General features: G+C 63.8%; 26 protein-coding genes and 2 pseudogenes. 9 read left to right on the top strand and 19 right to left on the bottom strand.

Annotated elements, in window-relative coordinates; all coding sequences use genetic code 11:
* Positions 1-38: 38 nt before the first annotated feature.
* From NKI58_RS02975 to NKI58_RS02965, 3 genes are all read right to left on the bottom strand, one after another.
* A complete protein-coding gene (locus NKI58_RS02975) occupies positions 39-884 on the bottom strand; it encodes an aldo/keto reductase (RefSeq protein ID WP_352784093.1) in 846 nt (281 codons plus the stop codon).
* Between the two features lie 109 nt (positions 885-993).
* Positions 994-1380: a CopM family metallochaperone gene (gene copM, locus NKI58_RS02970; RefSeq protein ID WP_352703292.1), complete on the bottom strand. Its 387-nt coding sequence runs from the start codon at positions 1378-1380 to the stop codon at positions 994-996.
* A 43-nt stretch (positions 1381-1423) separates the two neighbouring features.
* Positions 1424-3928 carry a heavy metal translocating P-type ATPase gene (locus tag NKI58_RS02965; RefSeq protein ID WP_352784102.1) on the bottom strand — a complete coding sequence of 835 codons (2505 nt, stop codon included), beginning with the start codon at positions 3926-3928 and terminating at the stop codon, positions 1424-1426.
* A gap of 227 nt (positions 3929-4155) precedes the next feature.
* Between NKI58_RS02965 and NKI58_RS02960 the strand changes: the two genes are divergently transcribed.
* A complete protein-coding gene (locus tag NKI58_RS02960) occupies positions 4156-6954 on the top strand; it encodes a [protein-PII] uridylyltransferase (protein WP_352577462.1) in 2799 nt (932 codons plus the stop codon).
* Between the two features lie 46 nt (positions 6955-7000).
* Positions 7001-8599 (top strand): murein biosynthesis integral membrane protein MurJ, encoded by a 1599-nt coding sequence (gene murJ, locus NKI58_RS02955; protein WP_352577463.1) that lies wholly within the window; start codon positions 7001-7003, stop codon positions 8597-8599.
* Here the strand turns inward: murJ and NKI58_RS02950 are convergent.
* Both NKI58_RS02950 and NKI58_RS02945 read right to left on the bottom strand, forming a co-directional pair.
* Positions 8574-8978, bottom strand: coding sequence for a type II toxin-antitoxin system VapC family toxin (locus NKI58_RS02950; RefSeq protein WP_352743092.1), 405 nt, complete (start codon positions 8976-8978; stop codon positions 8574-8576). The genes murJ and NKI58_RS02950 overlap by 26 nt on opposite strands.
* Positions 8978-9223, bottom strand: coding sequence for a type II toxin-antitoxin system VapB family antitoxin (locus NKI58_RS02945; protein WP_023676383.1), 246 nt, complete (start codon positions 9221-9223; stop codon positions 8978-8980). Before NKI58_RS02945 ends, NKI58_RS02950 begins: the two co-directional genes overlap by 1 nt.
* A gap of 362 nt (positions 9224-9585) precedes the next feature.
* On the opposite strand from NKI58_RS02945, the gene trpS reads away from it, so the two are divergent.
* From trpS to NKI58_RS02930, 3 genes are all read left to right on the top strand, one after another.
* A complete protein-coding gene (gene trpS, locus NKI58_RS02940) occupies positions 9586-10668 on the top strand; it encodes a tryptophan--tRNA ligase (RefSeq protein WP_352703305.1) in 1083 nt (360 codons plus the stop codon).
* 185 nt (positions 10669-10853) lie between these two features.
* Positions 10854-11345 (top strand): universal stress protein, encoded by a 492-nt coding sequence (locus NKI58_RS02935; RefSeq protein WP_023676385.1) that lies wholly within the window; start codon positions 10854-10856, stop codon positions 11343-11345.
* 278 nt (positions 11346-11623) lie between these two features.
* A complete protein-coding gene (locus tag NKI58_RS02930; protein WP_023676386.1) occupies positions 11624-12193 on the top strand; it encodes a NifU family protein in 570 nt (189 codons plus the stop codon).
* Between the two features lie 110 nt (positions 12194-12303).
* Here the strand turns inward: NKI58_RS02930 and NKI58_RS02925 are convergent, their stop codons facing one another.
* The 3 genes from NKI58_RS02925 to NKI58_RS02915 form a co-directional block, all read right to left on the bottom strand.
* Positions 12304-12921, bottom strand: coding sequence for a L,D-transpeptidase (locus NKI58_RS02925; RefSeq protein WP_352448678.1), 618 nt, complete (start codon positions 12919-12921; stop codon positions 12304-12306).
* 338 nt (positions 12922-13259) lie between these two features.
* Positions 13260-13385, bottom strand: a complete 126-nt coding sequence (locus NKI58_RS02920) for a hypothetical protein (RefSeq protein WP_352448513.1) — start codon at positions 13383-13385, stop codon at positions 13260-13262.
* Positions 13386-13616: 231 nt separating this feature from the next.
* On the bottom strand, positions 13617-13943 hold the full coding sequence (locus tag NKI58_RS02915; RefSeq protein ID WP_023676390.1) for a GYD domain-containing protein: 327 nt from the start codon (positions 13941-13943) through the stop codon (positions 13617-13619).
* A 156-nt stretch (positions 13944-14099) separates the two neighbouring features.
* Here NKI58_RS02915 and NKI58_RS02910 point away from each other — a divergent pair, with 156 nt between their 5' ends.
* The 3 genes and pseudogenes from NKI58_RS02910 to NKI58_RS02900 form a co-directional block, all read left to right on the top strand.
* The gene (locus NKI58_RS02910) at positions 14100-14399 is read left to right on the top strand and encodes a DUF1330 domain-containing protein (protein ID WP_023717905.1); all 300 of its coding nucleotides are present in this window, start codon (positions 14100-14102) and stop codon (positions 14397-14399) included.
* A pseudogene (locus NKI58_RS02905) lies at positions 14399-14551 on the top strand (transposase); the annotation flags it as partial. The gene NKI58_RS02910 and the pseudogene NKI58_RS02905, both read left to right, overlap by 1 nt.
* A pseudogene (locus NKI58_RS02900) lies at positions 14546-14684 on the top strand (DMT family transporter); the annotation flags it as partial. The pseudogenes NKI58_RS02905 and NKI58_RS02900, both read left to right, overlap by 6 nt.
* Positions 14685-14872: 188 nt before the next feature.
* On the opposite strand, the gene NKI58_RS02895 reads toward NKI58_RS02900, so the two are convergent.
* The gene (locus tag NKI58_RS02895) at positions 14873-15241 is read right to left on the bottom strand and encodes a hypothetical protein (protein WP_352703308.1); all 369 of its coding nucleotides are present in this window, start codon (positions 15239-15241) and stop codon (positions 14873-14875) included.
* On the opposite strand from NKI58_RS02895, the gene NKI58_RS02890 reads away from it, so the two are divergent.
* On the top strand, positions 15240-15740 hold the full coding sequence (locus NKI58_RS02890; RefSeq protein ID WP_352703310.1) for an MmcB family DNA repair protein: 501 nt from the start codon (positions 15240-15242) through the stop codon (positions 15738-15740). The two genes, NKI58_RS02895 and NKI58_RS02890, sit on opposite strands and share 2 nt — an antisense overlap.
* Before the next feature lie 82 nt (positions 15741-15822).
* Here the strand turns inward: NKI58_RS02890 and NKI58_RS02885 are convergent, their stop codons facing one another.
* From NKI58_RS02885 to NKI58_RS02840, 10 genes are all read right to left on the bottom strand, one after another.
* Positions 15823-16164 (bottom strand): hypothetical protein, encoded by a 342-nt coding sequence (locus NKI58_RS02885; protein WP_352703312.1) that lies wholly within the window; start codon positions 16162-16164, stop codon positions 15823-15825.
* A 69-nt stretch (positions 16165-16233) separates the two neighbouring features.
* The gene (locus tag NKI58_RS02880) at positions 16234-16596 is read right to left on the bottom strand and encodes a nuclear transport factor 2 family protein (RefSeq protein ID WP_352448516.1); all 363 of its coding nucleotides are present in this window, start codon (positions 16594-16596) and stop codon (positions 16234-16236) included.
* A gap of 77 nt (positions 16597-16673) precedes the next feature.
* Positions 16674-17147, bottom strand: coding sequence for a carboxymuconolactone decarboxylase family protein (locus tag NKI58_RS02875; protein WP_352455046.1), 474 nt, complete (start codon positions 17145-17147; stop codon positions 16674-16676).
* A 111-nt stretch (positions 17148-17258) separates the two neighbouring features.
* On the bottom strand, positions 17259-18812 hold the full coding sequence (locus tag NKI58_RS02870) for an alpha/beta fold hydrolase (protein ID WP_352784125.1): 1554 nt from the start codon (positions 18810-18812) through the stop codon (positions 17259-17261).
* Between the two features lie 105 nt (positions 18813-18917).
* Entirely contained in the window at positions 18918-19226 is a 309-nt protein-coding gene (locus NKI58_RS02865; RefSeq protein WP_352570237.1) for a formate dehydrogenase subunit delta, read from the bottom strand.
* Entirely contained in the window at positions 19216-20043 is an 828-nt protein-coding gene (gene fdhD, locus NKI58_RS02860; RefSeq protein ID WP_502897038.1) for a formate dehydrogenase accessory sulfurtransferase FdhD, read from the bottom strand. The genes NKI58_RS02865 and fdhD overlap by 11 nt, the downstream gene beginning before the upstream one ends.
* A 202-nt stretch (positions 20044-20245) precedes the next feature.
* A complete protein-coding gene (gene fdhF, locus NKI58_RS02855; RefSeq protein WP_352784132.1) occupies positions 20246-23158 on the bottom strand; it encodes a formate dehydrogenase subunit alpha in 2913 nt (970 codons plus the stop codon).
* Between the two features lie 12 nt (positions 23159-23170).
* Entirely contained in the window at positions 23171-24727 is a 1557-nt protein-coding gene (locus NKI58_RS02850; RefSeq protein ID WP_352577475.1) for a formate dehydrogenase beta subunit, read from the bottom strand.
* Positions 24724-25203: a formate dehydrogenase subunit gamma gene (locus NKI58_RS02845; protein WP_352853050.1), complete on the bottom strand. Its 480-nt coding sequence runs from the start codon at positions 25201-25203 to the stop codon at positions 24724-24726. Before NKI58_RS02845 ends, NKI58_RS02850 begins: the two co-directional genes overlap by 4 nt.
* 133 nt (positions 25204-25336) lie before the next feature.
* Positions 25337-26236 (bottom strand): LysR family transcriptional regulator, encoded by a 900-nt coding sequence (locus NKI58_RS02840; RefSeq protein WP_352703321.1) that lies wholly within the window; start codon positions 26234-26236, stop codon positions 25337-25339.
* Between the last annotated feature and the right edge of the window lie 92 nt (positions 26237-26328).

The raw sequence follows: 26328 nt of genomic DNA, 5'->3' as shown, positions 1-26328 counted from the left end.
GACGGAACGCTGCTTTGGCTTGCCTTCCGCCCCACCCCTCAAATCATCGCCAAGCCGGACTTCCGCCTCGGCGGTGGGAAGGCGCGGTCAATTTCGGCGAAATCTTCGCTCGTGAGCTCGATCTCCAACGCCGCGACATTCTGCCGGATATGCTCCGGGCGGCTGGCCTTCGGAATGGCGATGACGCCCTCCTGCGCCATCACCCATGCAAGTGCGATCTGCGCCGGCGTCGCACCGTGGCGGGCGGCGATGGCATCTAACCTGGCGTTGCGCGCCAATACCCCCTGATCGACCGGCGAATAGGCCATCAGCGGCATGCCGCGTTGCCGGCTCCACGGGGCGAGGTCGAACTCGACGCCGCGCTGCGACAGATTGTAGAGCACCTGGTTGGTCTGGACGTTGCCGCCGGCCGGCAACCGGACCAGCTCCTCCATCTCGCCGGTATCGAAATTGCTGACGCCCCAATGGCGGATCTTGCCGGCCGCCTTCAACGCTTCGAACGCCTCTACCGTTTCCATCAAAGGAACGCTGCCCGGCCAATGCAAGAGATAGAGATCGATGCGGTCGGTGGCGAGATGCCTCAGGCTGTTCTCGCATGCCCGTTTCACGCCGGCGCGCGAGGCATTGGACGGCAGCACCTTGGAGACCAGGAAAACCTCGTCGCGGCGCCCGGCGATGGCCTCCGCCACCACCTCCTCGGCACCGCCGCTGGCATACATTTCGGCGGTGTCGATCAGCGTCATGCCGAGATCCAGCCCGAGCTTCAGGGCATTGGCCTCGTCGCCACGGCGGCGGCCGTCTTCGCCCATCTTCCAGGTGCCCTGGCCGAGCACCGGCACAGCTTCGCCGCAGGGCAGGGTGGTCGTTCTTATCGTCGATGGCATGGCATGCTCCAGTCCGAGGCCCGGATAGCACCATAGCCGCCAAGGGAAATCCAGGTGAAGCAGAAATCCAGGTGAAGCCTCTCGCCCGGATTCCCCGACAGCGTGACGCCTACTTCACCGGATGGGCGGCGAGCCAGTCCTGCATCTGCTTGATCTCGGCTCGCTGCGCGGCGATCACTGCTTCCGCCAGCTTGCGGATTTCCGGATCCTTGCCATTGGCGAGCTCGATCTTGGCCATGTCGATGGCCGCCTGGTGATGCGGGATCATGCCGCGGGCGAAATCGACATCGGCATTGCCGGAATATTCGATTGCCATCATGTCGGTATGCATCTTGTCCATCGCCGCCTTGTAGCCCTCGGTCGAGGGGCTCTGCGCGCCCATTGCGCCCATGTCGTGCTTCATCTCCTCGGCTTGTGCCGGAACGCTTTCGAGGAAAACAGCAAGCAGCATTCCCGCCGCCATCATCAGCAGCACGATCTTCTTGGCCAAGGTCATTCATCGTCTCCTTTTTTGAACAGGGTCTATCTGGAAGTTTTACTCAGAGTTTCAACGTCCTGAGCCGCAATGCGTTGGCGATGACCGAAACCGAAGACAGGCTCATCGCCGCCGCCGCGATCATCGGCGACAGCAGCGTGCCGGTGAGCGGATAGAGCACGCCGGCAGCAACCGGCACGCCAAGCACATTATAGAGGAAAGCGAAAAACAGGTTCTGGCGGATGTTGCGGATCGTCGCGCGGGCCAGCGTCCTCGCCCTGACGATGCCGTTGAGATCGCCCTTGACCAGCGTAATTCCCGCACTTTCGACCGCAACATCGGCGCCTGTGCCCATGGCGATGCCGACATCGGCGGCGGCAAGTGCGGGCGCATCGTTGACGCCGTCGCCGGCCATGGCGACGCCGGCACCGCCGGCACGCAATTCCTCGACCAGCGCGTTCTTCTGTTCGGGCAAAAGTCCGGCACGCACCGCGTCGATGCCGAGCTTGGCTGCGATGGCCCTGGCGGTGCGCTCATTGTCGCCCGTCGCCATGACGATCTTCAGCCCGCTGTCATGCAGCGCCTTGATCGCCTCGGCGGTGGTCGCCTTGATCGGGTCGGCAACGGCGACGAGGCCGGCGAGCTTGCCTGCGACAGCGACGAACATCACGGTCTTGCCATCGGCCTGCAGCGCCTCGGCGCTGGCCAGGACCGAAGCCGTCTCGATGCCGAGATCGACCATCATCGCGGCATTGCCGAGCGCTACCTTCTGCCCCGAGACCGTGCCGGAAACGCCCTTGCCGGTGACGGCCTCGAAACCGCCGGCGTCGGGGACCTTCACGCCGCGTTCGCGGGCGCCTTCGACGATCGCCTCGGCCAGCGGATGCTCCGAGCCTTTTTCGAGACCGGCGGCGAGCGCCAGCAGCTCGTCCTGTGCCATGCCTTCGACCGCGATGACGTCGGTCAGTTTGGGCCGGCCTTCGGTCAGCGTTCCCGTCTTGTCGACGATCAGCGTATCGACCGAGGCAAAGCGCTCGAGCGCCGCCGCTTCCTTGATCAGCACGCCGGCATGCGCGCCGCGCCCGGTGGCGGTCATGATCGACATTGGCGTGGCAAGGCCGAGCGCACAGGGGCAGGCGATGATCAGCACCGAGACCGCCGAGACGATGGCAAACACCAGGCTGGGTTCCGGTCCGACGATCGCCCAGGCGACAAACGCAATGATGGCAATCAGAACGACGGCCGGGACGAAGTAGAACGAGACGCGGTCGGCCAACCCCTGGATCGGCGCGCGTGAACGCTGCGCCTTGGCGACCAGCTCGACGATGCGCGCCAGCGTCGTCTCGGCGCCGATCTTTTCGGCGCGCATGATCAGCGAACCGTTCTTGTTGAGCGTGCCGCCGGTGAGGTTGTCGCCTTCGGTCTTTTCGACCGGCAGCGGCTCGCCTGTGATCATCGATTCGTCGATGGACGAGCGCCCTTCGAGCACAATGCCGTCGACCGGCACGGCGTCACCGGGGCGGATGCGCAGGCGGTCGCCGGCCTTGACGGTTTCGAGCGGCACGTCGTTTTCGGAACCGTCCGCGCCGATCTGCCGCGCCGTCTTCGGCGCCAGGTCGAGCAGCGCGCGGATCGCCGAGCCGGTTTTCTCGCGGGCGCGCAATTCCAGCACCTGGCCAAGGAACACCAGCGCGACGATCACCGCCGCCGCCTCGAAATAGACCGGCACGGTGCCGTCATGGCCGCGGAACTGGTGCGGAAAGAGGCCTGGAAACAGCGTGGCGACGACGCTGTAGAGATAGGCGGCACCGACGCCGAGCGAAATCAGCGTCCACATATTGGGGCTGCGGTTGAGGACCGAGTTCCAGCCGCGATGGAAGAACGGGAATGCCGCCCACAGCACCACCGGGCTGGCCAGCGCCAGCTCCAGCCAGACCTTCGCGCGGTCGTCGATGAAGGCCTGGAACGTCAGGCCGAGCATCGGCGCCATGGCGATGACCAGCAACGGCACGGACAGCACCGCGCTCACCCAAAAGCGCCTGGTGAAGTCGACCAGTTCGGGGTTAGGTCCCTCGTCGCCGGTCGGCACGCCCATCGGCTCCAGCGCCATGCCGCAGATCGGGCAGGAGCCGGGCTTGTCGCGGATGATTTCCGGATGCATCGGGCAGGTGTATTGCGTGCCCTTGGGCATCGGCTGCGGCGCCGGCCTGTCGCCGAGATATTTTGCCGGCTCGGTTTCGAACTTCGCCTGGCAAGCGGCCGAGCAGAAATAGAAGCCCCGGCCCTCGTGCCGCAAAAAGTGCTTGGCCGTGGCACGGTCGACGCTCATGCCGCAGACGGGATCGGTTGCGGTCAGGTATTTTTCCGGTTCGGCGACGAATTTCGAACGGCAGCTTTCGCTGCAGAAATGATAGCGATGGCCGTCATGCTCGGCCGTCGGCTTGCCGGCAGCCGGATCGACGGTCATGCCGCAGACCGGATCGCGGACGACGGCGTCCGCAGCAGAGGAGACGCCTTTTGGCGAGCAGCAGCTGCCATGGGCGTGATGATGGTGATCGGAATGCGTCATGCCGAAAGCCCCTGTATTTCGATGTTGCGGCGGAGGTAGTGCTTCCAGTAACTGGAAGGTCAAGGGCTGATTTCGATTTTTCGTGGCCAGGCCCAAACTGCACCGGCCGCGGGCATGAGACGATCGTCCCGTTCCACGGCTGCGGAGAACGCGTCCGTCCGCCCCATACCCAGCGCCGCGAAAACGCGCTATAGACGCCGCCGAAACGGCGAGGCCGAACGGCATTTATGGCAAGAATATCCCTGAAGCTCGAGGAACTGATCGACGGCGAAGCCTTGCGCCGCGAGATGACCGAACTGACCGAGGCGTCGGCAGGCGACGGCTCCGGCAAGGCCGCGCGCAGCGGCGTTCTCAAGCTTCTCAAAAGCCGGCTCGCTGACGGCCGCACGGTCGCCGAACGCATGCTGATGGACGATGGCAGCGGTACCGCCTGCGCCGCCCGGCTGTCGCATCTGATGGATGAGATCATCCGCGCGCTCTACGACTTCGCCGCCACCCATGTCTATCGCGTCAAAAACCCGTCATCGGCCGAGCGCATGGCGGTCGTGGCCGTCGGCGGCTATGGCCGTGGCACGCTGGCGCCCGGGTCCGACATCGACCTGCTGTTCCTCCTGCCCTACAAGCAGACGCCATGGGGCGAGCAGATCGTCGAATACATGCTCTACATGCTGTGGGATCTCGGGCTGAAGGTCGGCCACGCCACCCGCAACATCGACGAGTGCCTCAGGCTGTCGCGCACCGACATCACCATCCGCACCTCGATCCTGGAGGCGCGCTTCCTGTGGGGCGAGCAAAAGCTCTATGACGAGCTTTTGCAACGCTTCGACCACGAGGTGGTGCGCACCACCGGCCCCGAATATGTCCAGGCCAAGCTCGCCGAACGCGACGAGCGCCACGCCAAGGCCGGCGAGAGCCGTTACCTGGTCGAACCCAACGTCAAGGACGGCAAGGGCGGCCTGCGCGACCTGCAGACGCTGTTCTGGATCGCCAAATATTTCTACCGCGTGCGCACCGGCGAGGAACTGGTCGACAAGGGCGTCTTCACCGACGCCGAATACAGGGAATTCCAGAAGGCCGAGGATTTCCTATGGGCGGTGCGCTGCCACATGCATTTCCTCACCGGCAAGGCCGAGGAGCGGCTGCATTTCGACATCCAGCGCGACATTGCCGAGCGGCTGGGCTACACCACCCATCCCGGCCTGTCGGCGGTCGAACGCTTCATGAAGCACTACTTCCTCGTCGCCAAGGATGTCGGCGACCTAACCCGCATTTTCTGCGCCGCGCTCGAGGAGGAGCAGGCCAAGCATGTGCCGGGCTTCAACCGCATTTTCCTCACCTTTTCGCGCCGCAAGCGCAAGCTCGCCGGCACGGCCGATTTCATCGTCGACAACCACCGCATCAACATTGCCGACGACGAGGTGTTCGAGCGCGATCCGGTCAATCTCCTCAGGCTGTTCTGGTTCGCCGACAAGCACGGCCTGGAATTTCACCCCGATGCGCTGAAGCTGTTGACCCGTTCGCTCGGCCTCGTCGGCAAGGCACTGCGGCGCGACGAGGAAGCCAACCGGCTGTTCCTCGACATCTTGACCTCGGACCGCAACGCCGAGCTCAATCTACGGCGCATGAACGAGGCCGGACTGCTTGCCAAGCTGATCCCGGACTTCGGCAAGATCGTCGCCATGATGCAGTTCTCGATGTACCACCACTACACGGTGGACGAGCACCTCATCCGCTGCATCGGGGTGCTGGCCGAGATCGAGCGCGGCGACGGGGAAAAGATCCATCCACTCGCCCACTCGCTGATGCCGGGGCTGAAGAAGAGCCGCGAGGCGCTCTATGTCGCCGTGCTGCTGCACGACATCGCCAAGGGCAGGCCGGAGGACCATTCGCAAGCCGGCGCCAGGATCGCCCGGCGCATCTGCCCGCATATGGGGCTCTCGCCGGCCGACACCGAAACGGTCGCCTGGCTGGTCGAGAACCACCTCGTCATGTCTATGACGGCGCAGACCCGCGATCTCAACGACCGCAAGACGATCGAGGATTTTGCCGCCATCGTGCAGTCGGTCGAACGGCTGAAGATGCTGCTTGTGCTTACCGTCTGCGATATCCGCGGCGTCGGGCCCGGGGTCTGGAACGGCTGGAAGGGCCAGTTGCTGCGTACGCTCTATTACGAGACCGAGCTTTTGTTGACCGGCGGGTTTTCGGAGGTGTCGCGCGCCAAACGGACGGCGGCGGCGCGCGAACAACTGGCCGAGGCGCTTGCCGACTGGCCGGAAAAGGCCCGCAAGCGTTATGTCGGCCAGCACTACGAGAACTATCTGCTGGCGGTCGATCTTCCCGACCAACTCCGCCATGCCGAATTCATCCGCGAGGCCGATCACGCCGGCAAGAAGCTCGCCACCATGGTGAAAACCCACCAGTTCGAGGCAGTGACCGAGATCACGGTACTTGCGCAGGACCATCCGCGCCTGCTTTCGGTGATTGCCGGCGCCTGTGCCGCGGCCGGCGGCAACATCGTCGACGCGCAGATCTTCACCACCTCGGATGGTCGGGCGCTCGACACCATCCTGATCTCGAGGGAGTTCGACCTCGACGAGGACGAGCGCCGCCGTGCCGAGCGCGTCGGCCGGCTGATCGAGGACGTGCTATCGGGCAAGAGCTGGCTGCCCGAAATGATCGAGAAGCGGACCAAGCCGCGGCGCGGCGCCAAGGTTTTCCGTATTCCGCCACGCGCCGAGATCCGCAACACGCTGTCGAACCGTTTCTCGGTGATCGAGGTCGAGGGGCTGGACAGGCCGGGCCTTCTGTCGGAGATCACCGGCATGTTGTCGGACCTGTCGCTCGACATCGCCTCGGCCCACATCACCACCTTCGGCGAAAAGGTCATCGACACGTTCTACGTCACCGATCTCACCGGCCAGAAGATCGACAGCCCGTCGCGTACGGCGACCATCCGCAACAGGCTGATCGCGGTGCTCGAGGGCACGGCGTCCGAGCGCGGCAAGACCAAAACGGCCGCCGAGTGACTGTTACCTTCCATTTGCCCCAATCGCACAGGCAGTCTTCAAGCGCATGAGCCTTGTCAAGAAATTCGCCACGGTCGCTTCCGGCACGCTGATGAGCCGCGCCCTCGGTTTCGGCCGCGAGATGCTGATGGCTGCCGCACTCGGCACCGGGCCGATCGCCGACGCTTTCAACGCCGCCTTCCAGTTTCCCAACACCTTTCGCCGGCTGTTCGCCGAAGGCGCCTTCAATGCCGCCTTCGTGCCGCTGTTCGCCAAGGAGATCGAGACGCACGGCACCGACGGCGCCAAGCGCTTTTCCGAAGAGGTGTTCGGCGTCTTGTTCACGGCGCTTCTGGCGCTGACCATCGCCATGGAACTGGCGATGCCGCTGATCGTGCGCTACCTGGTGGCGCCGGGCTTTGCCGACACGCCGGGAAAATTCGAGACGACGGTGGCGCTGGCGACCGTCATGTTCCCCTACCTGATCTGCATGTCGCTCGGCGCCATGATGGCCGGCATGCTGAATTCGCTGCGCCGCTATTTCGCCGCTGCGGTGGCGCCGGTGTTCCTCAACGTCATCCTTATCGCCGTGCTTGCCTATGCCTGGTACAAGGGTTCGGACGCCCGCACCGTTGGTTTCGGCCTGGCCTGGGGCGTGCTGGCGGCCGGCCTGGTGCAGCTGGCGATCGTCTGGGCGGCGGTGCGCCATGCCGGCATTTCGATCGGCTTCCGGCGGCCGAAGATGACGCCGAACGTCAAGCGGCTGCTGATCCTGGCGCTGCCGGCGGCGATCACCGGCGGCATCACCCAGATCAACCAGCTGATCGGCACGGCGATCGCGTCGGCGCAGGACAGCGCGGTGTCGTCGCTGGCCTATGCCGACCGCGTCTACCAGCTGCCGCTGGGCGTCGTCGGCGTCGCCGTCGCCATCGTGCTTTTGCCGGAACTGTCGCGGGCGCTGAAATCAGGCAATCTGGTCGAGGCCGCCAATCTGCAGAACCGCTCGGTCGAGTTTACCCTGTTCATGACCTTGCCGGCGGCGGCCGCGCTGCTGGTCATGTCCGAGCCGATCGTGCGGCTGGTCTATGAGCGCGGCGCCTTTGCCGCCAACAATTCGACGCCGACGGTCGCGGCAATCCTGGCGATCTTCGGCCTCGGCCTGCCGGCCTTCGTGCTGATCAAGGCGTTCACCCCAGGCTATTTCGCCCGCGAGGACACGCGCACGCCAATGATTTTTGCCGCCATCTCGGTGGCGGTTAACATTACGACGGCGCTGACGCTGTTTCCGACCATGGGCGCGCCCGGCATTGCCGTTGCCTCCGCTGTCGCAGGCTGGGTCAATGCGGCGATGCTGCTCGCCGTGCTGATCCGGCGCGGCCATTGGGGCCGCGACGTGCCGCTCATGAAACGCATCCCGCGGCTGGTGCTGTCGGCGGCGGTGATGGCCGCGGCGCTCTATCTTGCCGAACACTGGTTCGCCGCAAGGCTCGGCTCCGGCTCGCCGCTGGTGATCAAGGCGGTAACGCTGCTTGCGCTCGTCGCCGGCGGGGCGCTGCTCTACTTCGTTACTGCCTTCGCCACCGGCGGCGCCGATTTCGGCATGATCCGCCGCAATATCGGGCGCAAGGGCTCCCAGCCGGTCAAGCAACAGTCTCCAGATCCGTGAAGCGGAATTCGTCCGCCGTCGAAAGCATCGGAACGGCATAGTAGCGCGCACAGGCGTAGTGGAAACAGTCGGCCATGTTCAGGCGGCCAGCGTTGTTGCGAAACCGCGATGCAGCCTCGACTGACAGAGATGCCGCGTCAGAGGCAGGCGGAAGCTCCCGCAAGGTGATTCCACGCTCTTCGAGAAAACGGCTGACTATCTTGAAGCTTGTGGCGACCGGGACGGCTAGCTTTTCCGATCGCGAAAGCGCCATCGCGGCTTCCCAAACCGCGATAGCCGACGTGAACGGAGCCGACGCCTTCATGACCGCCTGCGCGCAGCGCGGGGCTTCGGTCTCGTTGCTCAGTATTGCAACGATAGCGGCTGCATCGATGAACATCAGTCTTCACCGGACAATTCGTCGTAGACCGAGCGCGGCAGCGGCTTGCGCGCCTGCTCGCTCAGCTCAATACCGAACTCGGCCCGGAGCCGTGCCGCCGTCTCCAGCGGCGTCTCGCGATTGCGCCGGCGCTCCAAGGCTTCGCGCATGGCGATCACGATCGCCTCGGTGATCCCGACACCTTCAAGCCTGGCAAAAGCCCGCGTCAGGCTGTCCGCTTCCTTGTTGTTGATGTTGATCGTCATTGTTTTGCTTCCGCTGTGTAGCAAATATTATGTAGCTATCTACATCAGTCCGTCAATGTGGCCCTGAGCCAAATCGAAGCGATTGCCGAGGCGAGCTATTTTGTTCTTGCTTTGTGCCGGCAGCTATGCTACTAATATGGTGCTGATTCGCACCGACGACCCCGCCGCAAGGCGGGGTTTTTGATTCTGGTCGGCGCCATCCCTTCAAACAGCCTTCTGCGGCGTCTTGCTCGGCCACGGCCAAGGCCCTGCGCGGCCTAGCCAATACCCCTCTTGATCGCCTCCTCGCTCTCGTCCATAAGCGCGCCGTCGCAAGACTTTCGCCGCGCGCGAAACGGCCCTCCACAAGCCAGGGAAACACTATGACCGACCTCAACCAGCCCGCCTTCAAGCCGCTCGTCTTTTCCGGCGTCCAGCCAACCGGCAATCTGCATCTCGGCAATTATCTCGGCGCCATCAAGAAATTCGTCGCCCTGCAGGACACTTCCGACTGCATCTATTGCGTCGTCGACCTGCATTCGCTGACCGCACAGCTCGTCTATGAGGATCTTCAGGACCAGACGCGTTCGATCACCGCGGCGTTTCTCGCCTCCGGCATCGATCCGACCAAGCACATCGTCTTCAATCAGTCGAGGGTGATGCAGCACGCCGAGCTTGCCTGGATCTTCAACTGCGTGGCGCGCATCGGCTGGATGAACCGGATGACGCAGTTCAAGGACAAGGCCGGCAAGGACCGCGAGAACGCCTCGCTCGGCCTGCTCGCCTATCCCTCCCTGATGGCCGCCGACATCCTCGTCTACCGCGCCACCCACGTGCCGGTCGGCGACGACCAGAAGCAGCATCTGGAGCTGACCCGCGACATCGCGCAGAAATTCAACAACGACTTTTCGGACCGCATCGCAGCGCTTGGCGTCGGCGTCGAGATGCAGGTCGGCGAAGAGACGGTGAACGGCTATTTCCCGCTGACCGAGCCGGTCATCGGCGGCCCGGCAGCGCGCATCATGTCGCTGCGCGACGGTTCGAAGAAGATGTCGAAATCCGATCCGTCGGACCTGTCGCGCATCAACCTGACCGACGACGCCGATGCCATCTCGAAGAAGATCCGCAAGGCCAAGACCGACCCGGAGGCTTTGCCCGGCGAACTGGACGGGCTTGCCGGCCGGCCGGAAGCGGAAAACCTCGTCGGCATCTATGCCGGCCTCGCCGAAATCTCGAAAGAGGCGGTGCTGAAGGAATATGGCGGCCAGCAGTTTTCGGTGTTCAAGCCGGCGCTGGCCGACCTTGCGGTGGAAAAACTGGCGCCGATCGCCGGCGAGATGCGCCGCATCTCCAGCGACCGCGCCTATGTCGACGCGGTGCTGCGGGATGGCGGCGAGCGTGCCGGCACATTGGCCGAAGCGACCATGAAGACAGTGCGCGACATTATCGGCCTGCTGCAAGGCTAATGCATGTCGCGCAAAAGTGTGCAGCGGTTTTGCGATAACGACATGCATAAAACAAGAACCTGAAGCGCGTCGCTGGTCGAACGCGACGCGCTTTAAGCTGCACCAGCATTGCCACAGCCGCCGGTCGCTTGCGGGCGGGCTGTGGCGGTGGCAGATTGCGGCCGAAACCATCGAACAGGGTGAATATGGTCTCCAAACGCCTCAGCCGCGAAGTCGGTCATCGCCGCAAGTTCCTGGCGATCATCGACGACACGCCCGAATGCGAGCGCGCCGTCGCCTACGCCTCGAAGCGGGCGCAAAGCACGGGCGGCGTACTGGTGCTGCTCTATGTCATCGAGCCGGATGATTTTCAGCACTGGCTGGGCGTCGAGAAGATCATGCGCGAGGAGGCGACCGCCACGGCGCGTGCCGCACTGGACAGCTACGCCAACAAGGTGCGCCAGAAGCTCGGCATCGAGCCGGAACTGGTGGTGCGCGAAGGCAAGCCGACCGAAGAGATCCACAAGCTGATCGAGGAAGACCAGGACATCGCCATCCTGGTGCTGGCGGCAGGCGCCGGCAAGGAAGGGCCTGGGCCGCTGGTCGGCGCGGTCGCCGGCAAGGGCGCCGCCTTTCCCATCCCGGTCACGGTGGTGCCGCAGAACCTGTCGGACGAAGAGATCGACAGCCTCGCCTGAGATGTGCTGATATTCAGGTGAGGCCGGCCTGCAAATGGCAGCTTCCTGCGCTTCCGGTGCTCACGTACCAAAAGTACGCTCCGCTCCGGTTCACGGAAACCACCATTTTCGGCTCGGCCTGACCTGAATCTCAACACATCTCCAATCGTTTCAGCGAACTAGCAAAACATTCCGCCAGCCAGCCGTTCCCCCCGAGGCCTTTCCCTTGAATGTCGGGCGGATAAAGCCTAATTAGAATTATTCCAAACTAGCTGCCCGAAACGGGCACGGAGACGGCCATGTTCATCCAGACCGAGTCGACGCCAAACCCGGCGACGCTGAAATTCCTGCCCGGCAAGGAAGTGCTGCAAGAAGGCACCGCCGATTTCCGCGATGCCGATAGTGCCGCGACGGCTTCGCCGCTCGCCGGCCGGCTGTTCGAAATCCCCGGCGTCACCGGCGTCTTCTTCGGCTATGATTTCATCACCGTGACCAAGGACGGCCCCGACTGGCAGCATCTGAAGCCGGCTATCCTCGGCGCCATCATGGAGCATTTCATGTCCGGCGCCCCGGTGATGGCCAAGGCCGGCCCCGCCGCCGAGACCAGCCAGACCGGCGAATTCTACGACAAGGCCGACGAGGAGCTGGTCGTCACCATCAAGGAGCTGCTCGACACGCGGGTGCGCCCGGCGGTGGCCCAGGATGGCGGCGACATCACCTTCCGCGGCTTCGAGAACGGCACCGTGTTCCTGCACATGAAGGGCGCCTGCGCCGGCTGCCCGTCGTCGACGGCGACGCTGAAGCACGGCATCCAGAACCTGCTCCGGCACTTTGTGCCGGAAGTGCAGCATGTCGAACAGGTCTCCTGACGCGACGTTCCATCGTCAACATCGATAGACAACAAAAAACCGGGCCAAAGTGCCCGGTTTTCTGTTTGCGACGTCTGTGTTGTTGCCTAGACGGTCCGCGTATAAGGGTTTTATATCACAATGACCTTGGCGCCGACCGAGGTGCGGTCGTAGAGGTCGATAATGTCCTGGTTCATCAGCCGGATGCAGCCCGACGACATCGCCTTGCCGATCGAATTCCATTCCGGGCTGCCATGCAGGCGATAACCCATGTCGCCGCCCTTGTTGAACAGGTACATAGCGCGCGCGCCGAGCGGGTTCTTCAACCCCGGCTCCATGCCACCGGCAAACTTGGCCAACTCCGGCTGCCGCTTGATCATCTGCGAAGGCGGTGTCCAGGTCGGCCATTCGCGCTTCAGCGCGATATGGGCGGTGCCGTGCCATTCGAAACCCTCACGGCCGACGCCGATGCCGTAGCGCATCGCTTCGCCGTCGCCCATGACGAAATAGAGGAACTTGTTCTGCGTATCGACGATAATGGTGCCCGGCTTTTCCCTGGTGTCGTAGTCGACGATCTGCCGGCGGTATTTGAACGGCACCTTTTCGATCGGAACGCGCGGCAGGTGATAGCCGGCGTCGGTCACCGCGCCGTAGTTGTTGGTGAAGATCTGCGAGCCGATGGTGCTGCAACCGGCGACAGCCGTCGACAGCGCCAGGGCCGCGACGATTGCAAGTGACTTCATGCGCATGAAAAGGTCCGATGCCTGCCCAAACAACAGCGGCTCGAGTCGGCCGCTTTTTTCATCTTCATTCATGCTGGCATTTGCTTTGCTTGCCAAGCGGGCGATGCCTACATCCTTGGACTTGCGTGCTGGTAAACCTGCGACTATGGCATTTCGGCAACAGCCCCCGCAGGATTATGTTGCAAAATCAATGGGCCAGGAACAAGAACCCCGAGCCGAGGAAATCACCCATGAATGTCGGTGACGCTGCCCGGCGCTCTGGCCTGCGGCCAAGACCATCCGTTGCTACGAGGAGATCGGCCTGAGACGCGGCCGCCGCAGGGGAAAGTCCAGACAGGCCGGGTTTAATAAAGGACGCCGCGAAGCACGGTCCAAGCCAGAAGCCCGAACGTGCCGATCACCACCAATGCACCAAGGACCGTGCCGATCTTTTCAGGCAATCCATCGGGGCGACCAGGATCGTTGGCCATTCAACTATCGATCATGACGTAGGCCGCACCAAACACGGCAACGATAATTGCCCCAAGCACCGCCCAGCCTCTGATGGCCGAGCGGATTTCCTCCGGCGTCGGTCGTCATCTTCCGTCATCTAATGCTCCTCCTAGAATCCGTGGCAGACATTGAAAGCGCAAGCTGCAACGTGCGCCGTCCGAGAGCAAGCGTTCCCCAGCCTTCGACACTCCGCAAAGCGCGGGCGGCGGTCACGATCCCGGCGGGCGGTACCGGATCGACTTCGCTTTGCCAAGCGCGTCCATCGTCTCTTCGACACTTAACAGGACGGTGGTCTGGTACGAGCTGAGCGCGCCTCCCGCACCGATGGCGAGCATGACGGATGCCATCGACACGTTGTCCGGCGCCTCCCATAGGTTCCAGCCATCGTACTCCCCGAAGGCATACCAGAACCCGTGCAGCTTTCCGCCGACCGACTCGATGTAGGAACGGGCAGCCTCGCGTCTATCCTCGGGATTATCCATCAAGCGCGCCCAGGTTTCGGGCCTGTAGCTGAATCGCGTGAGATACATCGGCATGGTTCGTCTCTCCTCCCAGAGCTGCCCCCACCAAGACAGTTAAGCGCCCCAATCCGGGAGAACGCGAGTCGTTTCCGAGGCGTAGTACCGCTGGCTTAGTTGCGGGTCTGCTAATAGACCTGTTTCAATTGCCTTTCCCCAAGGGGAGTAAGGTCAATGGCCGCATATCTTATTGCTGATGTAGACATAACCGACGCCGCCGTTTTCGAGGAATACCGCCGGGATGTGCCGGCAACCGAAGCCCGCTATGGGGGGAGGTACATCGCTCGCGGCGGAGCCACCAAAGTGCTGGAGGGCGATTGGGAACCTCATCGCCTCGTCATTGTCGAATTCCCGGACATGGCGTCCCTCCTGGCATGGTACGACTCTCCAGAATACGGCCGCCTCAAAGCCATCCGCGAACGCTGCGCAAAGACGAGAATTATTGCTCTGGAGGGCATGATGCCGGTTAGCTAAAGGTGCTCGAGGCCGAAATGGACGAGGCGCTGGGCGCTTCGAAGAGCGAACGCACACCGGAGCGGCTTGGCTACCGCTCGGGTTATTATGGCCGCACCCTTGTCACCCGTGTCGGCAAGCTTGAGCTGCGGGTTCGGCAGGACCGGGGCGGCGGCATTGTTCTGGTCGCGCTGGTCGCCTGGATTTTGTGGGCAAAAACCGGACTTGGCTGGGTTCGTCGGCATGGGCTTAATTTTGGCTGGCGTATTGGTTCTCAACCTACTGTCCAAAACAAGCGCCCATTGATCAGCTAAATTAGCTGCTGCCAGATGCAAGCGGCCCACCTTGTGGAAAGGTGGAGTATTGCGAAATAATCGACTCAAAAAGTCGAAACGTACGCTAACAATATTTCGTCAGAGGGAAAGGGCTTTGCGCTCTATGAAGGGGATCGCCATTCCCCTACGGCTTGGTAACGCTGGCGGGTAGTGGCCTTTCTAGTTCTGCCTTCCCTTCAGAACGCCTTCAACGAGGTCATTGAACTCCTCGACGCTCAGACTGCACAGGGCCTCGGCCGCGCCTAAATGGCAGAATTTAAATTCCACGAATTTCTTGTCATTGTTTGGGTCGAACTTGATGAAGAACCGAAACGACCAAGCGCCGCGAAGGGGCACATAAACGTAACTCAAGTCTATGGCCATGAAGTGCCGTTTGACGCTTTTCCAAAACCGCATCGCTGGATTCCCCCAATGACCCCCTCTTTCATACCAGCGCAGGCGCAATTCGCCAGCGGGTTTGTCAACCATAGAATCGCCCCGCATAAAACAGTTCAAACCGTGAACAAAATCTGGCATGGTGTCCGCCATGCCCATCATTTCCCCGATTCCCCTCAACCCGCTCATCGACGGCCGCCAGTCGGAGCGTGCCATGCTGGTCAGGCGTGGCGTGCAGCGGCTGCTCGGGCAGATGGGCGCGCATGTCTTGCCCGAACTGTCGCTGGCCACCGGCCGGCGCGCCGATCTCGTCGCGCTGACCCGCCAGGGCGACATCTGGATCATCGAGATCAAATCCTCGATCGAGGATTTCAGGGTCGACCGCAAATGGCCGGACTACCGGCTGCATTCCGACCGGTTCTTCTTCGCCACCCATCCCGGCGTACCCCAGGAGATATTTCCGGAGGAGTGCGGCTTCATTCTCTCCGACGGCTACGGTGCCGAGATTTTGCGCGATGCGCCCGAGCACCGCATGGCAGCGGCGACGCGCAAGGCGCTGATGCTGCGGATCGCACGCGCCGGTGCGTCGCGGCTGCTCGCGGCCGAGCTTGCCGGCGTGTCGGTGCCGGCGCTGGACGGCGAGAGCGAGTAGGGGTTTTGCTCTCCGTGATCATGGAGGCTGCGCCGTCCCGGCCGGGCGGCCACCTTCTCCCCGAGGGGAGAAGAGGCTGAGATCAACGCCGGCGATCTCCTCTCCCCTCGCGGAGAGGTCGGATTGCCCGAATTGCCTTTCGCAATTCGGTTGGCAATCCGGGTGAGGGGGCATCTTCCCAAATGCGATAGCCCTGTTCCACAAGCTGGTGCCCCGACACCACATAGGGCTCCATCTCCTTGCCCCATTTGGCGTGCGCGTCGATCTTGCCGATCCTGGCGAAGAACGCCTCCAACTGGCGAGGCTTTCGACCTGGTGATGTGACCCGACCGTCGCTTCCCGCGTCGATCGATCCGGTCATGATCTGGAACTTGAGGTCGTCGAGACCGGCCTGCGAGCCGATCTCGCGTTCCCATTTCTTCAACAGAGCACGGTCTGCTTGTGGCCGAATTTTGCGTCGATCTGCCATCTGGCACTGAACATCGCCGCCTCCTTATTCGTCCCAGGCCTGCACGACCGTCTGCCGTGCGATCTGGCCGTTCTTCAGCTCCAGCATCGCCGCGCAGAATACCTTGGTCCCGTCCGGATAGGAGCAGGCCTGGGTGAAGGCGAGATTGTTGCCGTCGGCGATGGTGGTGTCGACCTTGTGGGTCATCGCCCGGCTGCAGATGTCGTCCCAGAACGTGGTGATCGCTGCGCGCCCGCGGATTTCGCGCGGCTTGCTCGGCGGGTTGTTGCGGTCGATCACCCGCACCAATGCGTCGTCGGCATAGAAGCTCGCCAGCAATTTTCCATCACGGCCCTCAATCGCCTTCTTGATCGCAGCGCCGTCTATCGTCTGTGTCTTGGTCAGCATTTTTTCCTCCATAGGCCCGTCTTCACCGGGCGTTCAATTGATCAGAACCGCCCGGCGCTCATAGACGGGCAGGTGGTTCACTGCGACTTCGCCTTGACGGCCGCGAACACCTCGTCGGACTGCTTCTTGAAAGTGGCGAGATCGACCTGGCTGCCGTTGAGCATCGTCGACCAGTGGCGCACGATCGCCGCCATCGCCACCGCCTCCTTGATCTCCTCGTCGCTGGCGCCATTGAGCTTGGCCGCCTGCGTGTGGAAATAGATGCAGTACTGGCAGGGGATCTGCGAGGCGACGGCGAGGCCCATCAATTCCTTGGTCTTGCCGTCGAGCGCGGTGTTCGGGTTGAGCTGCACGCCCTTGATCTCGGCCCAGGCGCCGGCAACGGCGACATCCGGCAGCGTCTTGAACATGTCCGGCACCAAGCCGAGCGTTGCCTGGATGTCCTTGTAGGCAGCGGTCGCTGAGGCGTCTTCGGCCTTGGCAGGAACGATCGCCAACAGCGCGCCAACGCCTGCCGCCAGCACCAGTGATTTGAGTGTCGACTTCAGCATTTTATTCCTCCCTTCGCAGCGCCTTTCCCGGCGACATCCGCCTGGCCTGCATGGGACGAAGTGATAGCGCTTACGCATGCCCGGCCGCTTCGCCCGAAAGCGCCATGGCTCCTATGGCCCGTGCGGGCCAGCGTGCCGGGCCGAGAACGCCGCCGCCGCCGCCCGCGACGGCAGGTCCAGCTTGAGCAGAATATTGGCGACGTGGCGCTTGACGGTGTGTTCGCTCAGCCCGAGTTCGGCGGCGATCGCGGCATTGCTCTTGCCATCGGCGATGAGGTTCACCACCTCGCTTTCGCGCGCCGTCAGTGCGGCCGGCTCGGCAGCTTTGGCCTTCGGCCGGCAGGCCGGCTCCAGATGCTGTTCCGAGGTCGCCTGCACCAGCGCCAGCGGCTCATCCAGCTCGTCAAGCGCGATGCGCCCGGCGTCATTGAAATGAAGGCCTGAACCGGCGGCGAGGTCGGCGACCAGCCGCGAAGCGAGGATGTCGCCGCGCCCGGCATGCCCGGCAAGCTGCATCGTCACGCGCGCCGTCAACCCCGTCGGCGGCCCACGCAACTCGACCTCGCCGACATGTACGCCCTGCGCGCTGGCGACGCCCATCTCCTGCGCCGCATCGCGCAGCGCCGCCGCGCAGCGTACGGCCCGCGCCGGGCCGTCGAAGCGCGCCATCATCAGCTCGCCATGCGTGCCGGCCGGGCGGCCGCCATGGCGCCCGACCAGCAGCCGCCATGTTTCCTGGAAACGCTGGCTGCGCTCGCTCCACATGCGGTCGCCAAGCCGCGCCGTGTCGTAGATCCGGGTGACCAGCAGTGCAGCCAGCACGCGCTCGGCCTCGGCAACGGCGCGCGCTCCGGTCAGGAATTCCTCGATCAGATCGGCCACCCGGTCGACATCGCCGGTCCAGATCGGGTGGTCGCGCCCGGCCACCTCGACCAGCCGCGAATTCGGGATATTCCTTGCCAGGAAGCGGCTGGCCTCCGGGTCGACGCGCGCATCGTTGCGGCGATGGACCAGCAGCGTCGGTGCGCTGATCGCCGCCAGCACGCCGCGCACGTCGATCGCTGCATTCATGCGGGCCAGGGCGATTGCCGCGGTCGGGCTCGCCGACAGCCGCTCGAAGCGCGCCCACCATGTGGCGAAACGCGGATCGTCGACGCGGCCGGGCGCGAAATGCGGCAGGGTGGCGCCGGTGCCCCATGCGGTCTCCGCCGTCGCGATGAACGCCTCAAGGCGTTCCGGCGGCATCACCCATTTGTGGAAATGCGCATAGCCGCCATAAAGCGTCAGCGCCCGCGTCCGCTCCGGGTAGGTGGCGGCGAACAGCATTGCCATCGGCGCGCCTTCCGAAGCGCCGAGCAAGGCGGCGCGGCCGCTGCCGGTCGCATCCATCACCGCGCGCACATCGTCCATGCGGGTTTCGAGGCTGGGCAGATGGTGGGCATCGACGCGATCGGACAGACCGGTGCCGCGCTTGTCGAACAGGATCAGCCGCGAGAACGCGGAAAGCCGCTTCAGCAGCCGGCTGTAGCCCTCGTCTTCCCAGTGCAGATCGAGATTGGAAATGAAGCCCGGCACCAAGACGAGATCGAACGATCCCTGGCCGACCACCTGATAGGCGATCCGCACGTCACCACTGAGCGCGTATCGAGTTTCGATCAGCCTCACGAGTTGTCCGCCCGACCCGACGATTTCTTATCGCCGGATCATAGCAGAGGCGCGCAGCTTGCGGCAGGTGAAACTTTAGAGAGCGTGAATGTGGGCCCGCGGCGCCTACTTCTGTGACGCGGCGGTCGTCTCGGTGTTCGCTCCGCCAGCGCTGAAACCTGCGCCCTCCGGCGCGCCCGGCCGCTTGATGTGTGGCGCGGCCGCGACGACAAGCTCGTTGAACCCCTCGCCGCCGCTGTCCAGCATCTCGAACAATTGCCGGCGCATCCTCGGCTCCCAGAACTTGTTGATGTGCTCGGCGACGCCGGCAATGCCTTGCTCGCGCGGCTTTGAGTGGAAAAAGGCGGCGATCTGGTTGGCCATGCGAACCAGCTTTTCGCTGGTGCTCATGAGGTGGCCCTCGTCATGCGACATGCTTGGCAACTCCGGAAACCACTCGGTCAGGATGGGTGAAAATATCGAAATCGTCGCCGCGCACCAGCGCCACCAGCGTCATGCCGGAATCGTCTGCGGTGCGGATGGCAAGTGCGGTCGGCGCCGAGACGGCAATGATGACGGCCGAGCCGATCGCCGCGGTCTTCTGCACCATCTCGACCGAAACGCGCGACGTGACGACGACGGCCCCCGACCTGCCGTCGATACCGGCTTTGGCCAGCGCGCCGGCCAGCTTGTCCAGCGCGTTATGGCGGCCGACATCCTCGCGCGCCATGACGATGCCCTTGCCGGAAAGGTAAAAACCGGCGGCGTGGACGGCACCGGTCTCGGCGTGCAGCGGCTGCAACTTCGACAAAAGCTTGACCGAGCGGACGATGTCATCGGACTGAAGTGTAAGTTGCGACGCACCGACCGGGTTTACCGAGCGCATTGCCTCTTCGATGGATTCGATGCCGCACAGCCCGCAGCCGACCGGCCCAGCGAGCCTGCGCCGCCGCGCTTCGAAGCGGGTGTTGGCCTGGTCCTTCAGCCGGATCTGGATATCGATGCCGGCGCCGTGATCCTCGACCTCGATCGCTTCGATTTCGTCCGGCGAGGCAATGATGCCTTCGGTCAGCGAGAAGCCGAGCGCGAAATCCTCGAAATCAGCCGGGCTTGCCATCATCACCGCATGCGTGGTGCCGGCAAAGGAGAACGCCACCGGCGTCTCTTCCGGCACCATGCGGTTGGCGGCCGCAGTACCGCCGGCGCGGCGCGCCAGGCGGCTGATCTGTGTGACAGCACGACGTTTGGGCATCACGCGGCATCCCCCTCTGGCCTGCCCTCTTTGTCATCATTTGGCATCTCCCCCTCAAGGGGGGAGATCGGCAGTTCAGGCGTCGCAGCGCACCTTTCGACTTTGGTGATTGGCGAAAGTCGAGATGACATCCAATCTCCCCCCCTGAGGGGGAGATGGCCGGCAGGCCAGAGGGGGGTACTCCGGCACGAAACCAAAACCGCTACTCCGCTGCTTGCAGCGGGGCGATGCGGCGGCTTTGCTTTGCCTGCTCGTCATAGTCGCGCTGCCATTCCGACGGGCCGTTGGATGCACCCACCTGCACCGCGGTCACCTTGTATTCCGGGCAGTTGGTCGCCCAGTCGGAGAAGTCGGTGGTAATGACGTTGGCCTGGGTGTCGGGATGGTGGAAGGTCGTATAGACGACGCCCGGCGACACCCGCTCGGTGATCAGCGCGCGCAGCGTCGTCTCGCCGGAGCGGCTGGTCAGCCGCACCCAGTCGCCGTCGCGCAGGCCGCGATTTTCGGCATCGTGCGGATGGATCTCCAGCCGGTCCTCGCTATGCCAGACCACATTGTCGGTGCGCCGGGTCTGCGCGCCGACATTGTATTGCGACAGGATGCGGCCGGTGGTCAGCAGCAGCGGGAAGCGCGGTCCGGTCCTTTCGTCGGTCGCCACATATTCGGTGCGGATGAACTTGCCCTTGCCGCGCACGAAGCCGCCGATATGCATGATCGGCGTGCCTTCCGGCGACTTCTCGTTGCAGGGCCACTGCACCGAGCCCACCCGGTCGAGAAGGTCGAAGGAAACGCCGGCGAAACTTGGGGTTGTCTTGGCGATCTCGTCCATGATCTGGGACGGATGCGTGTAGTTCCAGCCGAGGCCGAGCGCCTTGGCGAGCTCCTGCGTCGTTTCCCAGTCGGCATAGCCGCATTTCGGCTCCATCACCTTGCGCACCATGTTGATGCGGCGCTCGGCATTGGTGAAGGTGCCGTCCTTCTCGAGGAACGTCGAGCCGGGCAGGAACACATGCGCGTAGTTGGCCGTCTCGTTGAGGAAGAGGTCGTGCACGACGACGCATTCCATCGCGGCGAGACCGGCGGCGACATGCTTGGTGTCGGGGTCCGACTGCAGGATGTCCTCGCCCTGCACATAGAGCCCCTTGAACGAGCCGTCGACGGCCGCATCCAGCATATTGGGGATGCGCAGGCCGGGCTCGTCGTCGAGCTTGACGCCCCACAGGCTCTCATAGATGGCGCGCACCGCGTCGCCTGAAATATGGCGATAGCCGGGAAGCTCGTGCGGGAACGAGCCCATGTCGCAGGAGCCCTGCACATTGTTCTGACCGCGCAGCGGATTCACGCCGACGCCCGGCCGGCCGATATTGCCGGTCGCCATGGCGAGGTTGGCAATGGCGATGACGGTGGTCGAGCCCTGGCTGTGCTCGGTCACGCCGAGGCCGTAATAGATCGCGCCGTTACCGCCGCGGGCGTAGAGCCGCGCCGCGCCGCGTATGTCGTCGGGATCGACATTTGCAAGCTGGCCGACCACTTCCGGGCTATTTTCCGGCAGCGCCACGAACGATGCCCAGTCCTGGAACTCGTCCCAGTCGCAGCGCTCGCGGATGAAGGCCTCGTCGAACAGGCCCTCGGTGACGATGACATGGGCAAGTGCGGTCAGCATGGCGACGTTGGTGCCCGGCTTCAGCGGCAGATGGAACTGCGCCTCGACGTGGGCCGAGCGCACGATGTCGGTGCGGCGCGGATCGAGCACGATCAGCTTGGCGCCCTCGCGCATGCGCTTCTTCATGCGCGAGGCGAACACCGGATGCGCATCGGTCGGATTGGCGCCGATCAGCAGGATCACGTCCGTCTGCTCGATCGAATCGAAGTCCTGCGTGCCGGCGGAGGTGCCGAAGGTCTGGCCGAGACCATAGCCGGTCGGCGAATGGCAGACGCGGGCGCAGGTATCGACATTGTTGTTGCGGAAGCCCTGCCGGACAAGCTTCTGGACGAGGTAGGTCTCCTCGTTGGTGCAGCGCGAGGAGGTGATGCCGCCGATCGAGGTGCGGCCGTACTGGTATTGGATGCGGCGGAATTCATTCGCCGTATGGGTGAGCGCCTCTTCCCACGACACTTCGCGCCACGGATCGCTGACCTTCTCGCGGATCATTGGTTTCAGGACACGGTCCTTGTGCGTCGCGTAGCCATAGGCGAAGCGGCCCTTGACGCAGGAGTGGCCGTGGTTGGCCTTGCCTGCCTTGTAGGGCATCATGCGGATGACCTCGTCGCCCTTGACCTCGGCCTTGAACGAGCAGCCGACGCCGCAATAGGCGCAGGTGGTGACGGTCGAGCGCTCGGGAAGGCCTTTCGCCAGCACGGTCTTTTCCCTCAGCGCATCGGTCGGGCAGGCCTGCACGCAGGCCCCGCACGACACGCATTCGGAATCGACGAACGCCTCGTGCATGCCGGCCGAGACCCTGGATTCGAAGCCGCGGCCCTCGATGGTCAGCGCGAACGTGCCCTGCACCTCCTCACAGGCTCGCACGCAGCGCGAGCAGACGATGCACTGCGTCGGATCGTAGGTGAAATACGGGTTCGATTCATCGCGGGCGATGTAATCGATGGTCAGCGAGCCATGGCCGGGCGCCACGCCGTTTTCCTGCTTGACGTGGTTGCGGCCGTCCACGCCATAGCGGTTCTCGGTCAGGCCGACCGTCCTGACGACCTTGTCGAACTCGCTGGCGCCAGTGCCGGCCTTCTCGCCCCACGCGGCAGGATGGTCGGAGACGTAGAGTTCCATCACGCCGCGGCGAATGGCGTCTAGCCGGTCGCTCTGCGTATGCACGACCATGCCTTCGCCGACCGGCGTCGTACACGAGGCCGGCGTGCCGCCGCGCCCGTCGATCTCGACGAGGCAGACCCGGCAGGAGCCGAACGAGTCCAGCATGTCGGTGGCGCAGAGTTTCGGGATTTCGACGCCCGCTTCCATCGAAGCGCGCATGATCGAGGTCCCCGCCGGCACCGTCACCGACTTGCCGTCGACCGTCAGCGTTACCTTTTGTTCCGCTTCAGAGGCGGGTGTGCCGTAGTCGATTTCCTGGACCAGCGATTTGATGTCGAATGCCGCGTTCATACCTGTCCGCTCCTATTCCGCTGCTTCGGCGACCGGCGTCGGCCGAAAGTCGTCCGGGAAATGGTTGAGTGCACTCATCACTGGATATGGGGTGAAGCCGCCGAGAGCGCAAAGCGAGCCGAACTTCATCGTGTTGCAAAGGTCGGTGACCAGCGCGATCTGCTTTTCCGGTTCGACGTTCTGGGCGAGCCGGTCCAGCACCTCGACACCGCGCGTCGAGCCGATGCGGCACGGCGTGCACTTGCCGCAGCTCTCGATGGCGCAGAATTCCATGGCAAAGCGTGCCTGCTTCAGCATGTCGGCGCTGTCGTCGAAAACGACGATGCCGGCATGGCCGATCAGCCCGTCCTTGGCGGCAAACGCTTCGTAGTCGAACGGCGTGTCGAACAGCGCGCGCGGGAAATAGGCGCCGAGCGGGCCACCCACCTGCACCGCTTTGACCGGGCGTCCCGTCGCCGTGCCGCCGCCGATATCGTCGACGATCTCGCCCAGCGTCATGCCGAACGCCGCCTCGTAGAGACCGGGATACTTGACGTTGCCGGCAATCTGGATCGGGATGGTGCCGCGTGAACGGCCCATGCCGAAATCCTTGTAGAAGGCGGCGCCCTTGTCCATGATCACCGGCACCGAGGCCAGCGAGATGACGTTGTTGATCACTGTCGGCTTGCCGAACAGGCCCTTGTGCGCCGGCAGCGGCGGCTTGGCCCGCACCTGTCCGCGCTTGCCTTCGAGGCTGTCGAGCAGGGCGGTTTCCTCGCCGCAAACATAGGCGCCGGCGCCGACGCGCACTTCCATGTCGAATGAATTGGCCGAGCCGAGCACATTGACGCCGAGCACGCCGGCCTTGCGGGCGATCTCGACGGCCTTCTGCATAACCGCCACCGCGTGCGGATATTCGGAGCGGATATAGATAAAGCCCTTGGTCGCGCCGGTGGCGATGCCGGCGATCGCCATGCCTTCGATCAGCACGAAGGGGTCGCCTTCCATGATCATGCGGTCGGCGAACGTGCCGGAATCGCCTTCATCGGCATTGCAGACGATGTATTTGCGGTCGGCCGACGTATCGAGCACAGTTTTCCATTTGATGCCGGTCGGGAAGCCGGCGCCGCCACGACCGCGCAGCCCGGACTCGGTCACCTGCTTGACGACCTCGGCCGGCGTCATCGCCACTGCATTCTGCAGGCCCTTCAGCCCGCCATGCGCCTTGTAGTGATCGAGCGACAGCGGATCGGTGACGCCGCAGCGCGCAAAGGTCAGCCGCGTCTGCCTGGCAAGGAACGGGATCTTGTCCGGTGCGCCCAGCCAGCGCTTGTGGTGGCCGCCGGTGAGGAAGCCGCAGTCGAACAGGCCTTTGACGTCGGAGGGCTTCACCGGCCCATAGGCGACGCGGCCATTAGCTGTTGCCACTTCGACCATCGGCTCGAGGAAATAGGCGCCGCGCGAGCCGTTGCGCACGATCTTGGCCTCGATGCCGCGCTCGGCCAGTTCCGCCCGAATCGCCTTGGCGACCTTTTCCGCACCGAGCGCCAGCGCGCCGGAATCGCCGGGAATATAGATACGCGGGATCATGAGCGCACCTCGGCAACGATCTCGTTGAGCTTTTCGTCGTCGATCCGACCGATCACCTCCCCGTCCAGCATCGCCGACGGCGAGCAGGCGCAAAGGCCGAGGCAATAGACCGGCTCCAGCGTCACCGAACCGTCACGGGTTGTCTCGTGGAAGCCTATGCCCAGCAATGATTTGAGCTTGGCGGCGATCGCATCCGAACCCATCGACTGGCAGGCTTCCGCCTGGCAGAGCTTCAGCACATGGCGGCCAGCCGGCTGGCTGCGATAATCGTGATAGAAGGTCACGACGCCGTGCACCTCGGCCCTGGAAATGTTCAGCGCCTCGGCGATGACCGGCAGCGCGTCCTGCGGCACATAACCGAACTCTTCCTGGATACCGTGCAGGATCGGCAGCAGCGGGCCTTCGAGGCCTTTCAGCTCGTGGATGATCGCCGCGGTGCGCGATGCGATCTCGGTACTTGCAGGCTGCATCGTCATGCAGCGCCCTCCCTGGTCGTGGCGGTCTTCCGCTAAGTGGTTAGGAAATCAGAGGAAACCCGCTAAATCAATAAAGCCGATCCGTTGCTCGATAGAAATTTTCTATCGTTCGCGGTCACCAGCCTTGTCTAGCCTAGCGGCGGGCGCGGAAATCGTCCGCCAGCGCCATTGCCTCGTCCAACAGCGCCGAGACCAGTGGCGTGTGCGGTTCGCGCCGTGCCGCCACCAGCCCGACGGTGTGGCTGGCATCCGGCTCGACGATCGGGATCGCCCGGATCGGCTCGGAAAAACCGAAGGTTTCCGAGAGGTTAAGCGGCATGATCGACGACCATTTGCCGGTGCGGATATGCGAAAACAGCACGATCATCGAGTTGGATTCCAATGTCGGCCGCACCTGCACGCCGGCTTCGGCCAGATGCTGGTCGATGATGCGGCGGTTCTGCATGTCGGGCGTCAGCAGGCAGAGCGGCAGCTGACTGAGTTCCGCCCATGTCACTTTGTCGCGGTCGAAATAGGGGTTCCCGACGGCGGTGATCAGCTGGTAGCGCTCGTCGTAGAGCGGCACGCTGGTGACGCGTCCGAGCGGCTCGTTGTCGAGATAGGTGATACCGGCGTCGATGTCGAAATTGCCGAGCAGCGACAGCACCTCGATCGAGGTCCGCGACAGCACCGAGAAGGTGACGCCGGGGTGCTTTGCCCGAAACGGCGTCGTCAGTCGCGCCACCATGGCCAGCGCCGTCGGGATCGCGGCGATGCGGATGCGCCCTGACAGGCCGTGGCGTGCCGCCCGCATCTCCTCGCGCATGGTCCTGCTGTCGCCGACGATGCGGCGCGCCCACACCAACACCTGCTTGCCTTCCGGCGTCAATCCCTGGAAGCGCGAGCCGCGCAGCACCAGCATCACGCCGAGCTGGCCTTCCAGTTGCTTGATGCCGGCCGAAAGCGTCGGTTGGGTGACGCCGCACACCTCCGCCGCCCGGCCGAAATGTTCTTCCCTGGCAAGTGCTATGAAGAATTCCAGCTTATCGATCATGCCGTCGGGAGCCTGTCACGGACGCTGTGTCCGATTGTAGCGCGCAACGTCGTGGAAATCGCCTTCGGCCGCAAGCCGCGTGTGTAAATCGT

The organism is Mesorhizobium sp. M0522, from assembly GCF_040321085.1.
Lineage (GTDB): Bacteria > Pseudomonadota > Alphaproteobacteria > Rhizobiales > Rhizobiaceae > Mesorhizobium.
This window is presented reverse-complemented; position numbering and strand designations above follow the sequence as displayed.